A 2,660-nucleotide genomic window follows, 5' to 3' on the forward strand; every position below is an offset into this window, starting at 1 on the left:
CCACAGCCGTCGTGGCCTGCTTCTCCTCGTCGGCCAGCGTCGCCGTCTCCTCGGCTACCTGCAGAAGGTCGACATCAACCGCTACCGCAGCCTCATCGAGCGCCTCGGTCTGCGTCGCTGACACCCCCTGACTCAGCCCGGTCCCACCAGGGACCGGGCTGGTCCGGTGTGATGTACCCGTAAGAAACCCACGCCGCCAGCCTTTCGTTCGGTCCTCGGTAGTGGCCCCCGGAACCCGCCTCGAGCGGGAAGACCGTGAGCCTCGATCGAAGACCGCCGAGCGTCGAGTGGATGCACCCTCGACAGGCACCGAAGGCGGCACTTCGAGAGTGAGGAGGGCACCCGTGGAGGGTCCCGAGATCGAATTCACCGAAGCAACGATCGACAACGGTCGCTTCGGAACCCGTACCGTCCGGTTCGAGACCGGACGCCTCGCGCGTCAGGCCGGTGGCTCCGCAGCCGCCTACCTGGACGGCGAGACCATGCTGCTGTCGACCACGACGGCCGGCAAGCACCCCAAGGACCAGTTCGACTTCTTCCCCCTGACGGTGGACGTCGAGGAGCGGCAGTACGCCGCCGGCAAGATCCCCGGTTCGTTCTTCCGTCGTGAGGGTCGCCCCTCGACCGAGGCGATCCTGGCCTGCCGCCTGATCGACCGCCCGCTGCGCCCCCTGTTCGTCAAGGGCCTGCGCAACGAGGTCCAGGTCGTCATCACCGTGCTCGCGATCCACCCGGACGACGCGTACGACACCCTGGCCATCAACGCCGCGTCGATCTCGACGCAGCTGTCCGGCCTGCCGTTCTCCGGCCCGATCGGCGCCGTCCGCGTCGCCCTGATCGACGGCCAGTGGGTCGCGTTCCCCAAGTACTCCGACAAGGAGCGCGCCGTCTTCGACATGGTCGTCGCCGGCCGTGTCGTGGGTGACGACGTCGCGATCACCATGGTCGAGGCAGAGGCCACCGAGGGTTCCTGGAACCTCATCAAGAACGAGGGCGTCGGCGCCCCGACCGAAGAGGTCGTCGCCGAGGGCCTCGAGGCCGCCAAGCCCTTCATCCGCGTGCTCGTCGAGGCGCAGCAGGAGCTCGCGGCCAAGGCCGCCAAGCCCGTGCAGGACTTCCCGACGTTCCCGGACTACCAGGACGACACCTACGCCGCGGTCGAGGCCGCCGCGTCGGCCCGCCTGGGCGAGGCCCTGAGCATCGCGGACAAGCAGGACCGCGAGAACCGTCTCGACGAGATCAAGGCCGAGGTCCAGGCCGAGCTCGCCGGTGACTTCGCGGGCCGCGAGAAGGAGATCTCCGCCGCGTACCGCGCGGTGCAGAAGAAGCTCATCCGCGCGCGCATCCTCACGGACGGCTTCCGCATCGACGGCCGTGGGCTCGCGGACATCCGCACCCTGTCCGCCGAGGTCGAGGTCCTTCCCCGCGTCCACGGCTCGGCGATCTTCGAGCGCGGCGAGACCCAGATCCTGGGTGTCACCACGCTGAACATGCTCCGCATGGAGCAGCAGCTCGACACGCTCTCCCCGGAGACGCGCAAGCGCTACATGCACAACTACAACTTCCCGCCCTACTCGACCGGCGAGACCGGCCGCGTGGGCAGCCCGAAGCGTCGCGAGATCGGGCACGGCGCACTCGCCGAGCGCGCGATCGTCCCGGTGCTCCCGAGCCGCGAGGAGTTCCCCTACGCGATCCGTCAGGTCTCCGAGGCCCTCGGGTCCAACGGCTCGACCTCGATGGGCTCCGTGTGCGCCTCGACCCTCTCGCTCCTCAACGCCGGTGTGCCGCTGCGTGCAGCGGTCGCGGGCATCGCGATGGGCCTCGTCTCCGACACCGTGGACGGTGAGACCCGTTACGCGGCGCTCACCGACATCCTCGGTGCCGAGGACGCTTTCGGCGACATGGACTTCAAGGTCGCCGGCACGCGTGAGTTCATCACGGCCATCCAGCTCGACACCAAGCTCGACGGCATCCCCGCCTCGGTCCTGGCCGGCGCGCTGACCCAGGCCCGCGACGCTCGCCTGACCATCCTCGAGGTCCTCAACGAGGCCATCGACGTGCCCGACGAGATGAGCCCCAACGCTCCTCGCGTCATCGCGGTCAAGGTCCCCGTGGACAAGATCGGCGAGGTCATCGGCCCGAAGGGCAAGATGATCAACCAGATCCAGGAGGAGACGGGCGCGGACATCTCCATCGAGGACGACGGCACCGTGTACATCGGTGCCACCGACGGCCCCTCCGCAGAGGCCGCCCGCGCGGCGATCAACGCGATCGCCAACCCGCACGTCCCCGAGATCGGCGAGCGCTTCGTCGGCACGGTCGTCAAGACCACGTCGTTCGGCGCCTTCATCTCGCTGTCCCCGGGCAAGGACGGTCTGCTGCACATCAGCCAGATCCGCAAGCTCGTCGGTGGCAAGCGCGTGGAGAACGTCGAGGACGTGCTGTCCATCGGCCAGAAGGTCCAGGTCGAGATCGGCGAGATCGACCCGCGCGGCAAGCTGTCGCTGCACGCGGTCGTCGAGGAGACCGACGCGCCCGCCGACGCCGAGGCACCGGCCGGGGACGACGCCTGACGTGCCCTGGAACCTTCCGCTCGTCCCCTCGGGCTCGCCCGAGGGTGAGCTGACCGCCGGGCAGGACGGGGCGACCATCCGTCGCTC

At 69.1% G+C, this 2,660-nt stretch carries 2 protein-coding genes; both read left to right on the forward strand.

Translation table 11 applies throughout. The features are described from left to right. Positions 1 to 121: 30S ribosomal protein S15 (locus ACFWFR_RS18990; RefSeq protein ID WP_377624141.1), on the forward strand; the 121-nt coding region annotated here is incomplete at its 5' end. A 223-nt stretch (positions 122 to 344) separates the two neighbouring features. Beyond that, on the forward strand, positions 345 to 2,573 hold the full coding sequence (locus ACFWFR_RS18995) for a polyribonucleotide nucleotidyltransferase (RefSeq protein WP_068627427.1): 2,229 nt from the start codon (positions 345 to 347) through the stop codon (positions 2,571 to 2,573). Positions 2,574 to 2,660: the final 87 nt, after the last annotated feature.

Source organism: Oerskovia sp. NPDC060287, assembly GCF_042726775.1.
Classification (GTDB): domain Bacteria; phylum Actinomycetota; class Actinomycetes; order Actinomycetales; family Cellulomonadaceae; genus Oerskovia; species Oerskovia merdavium.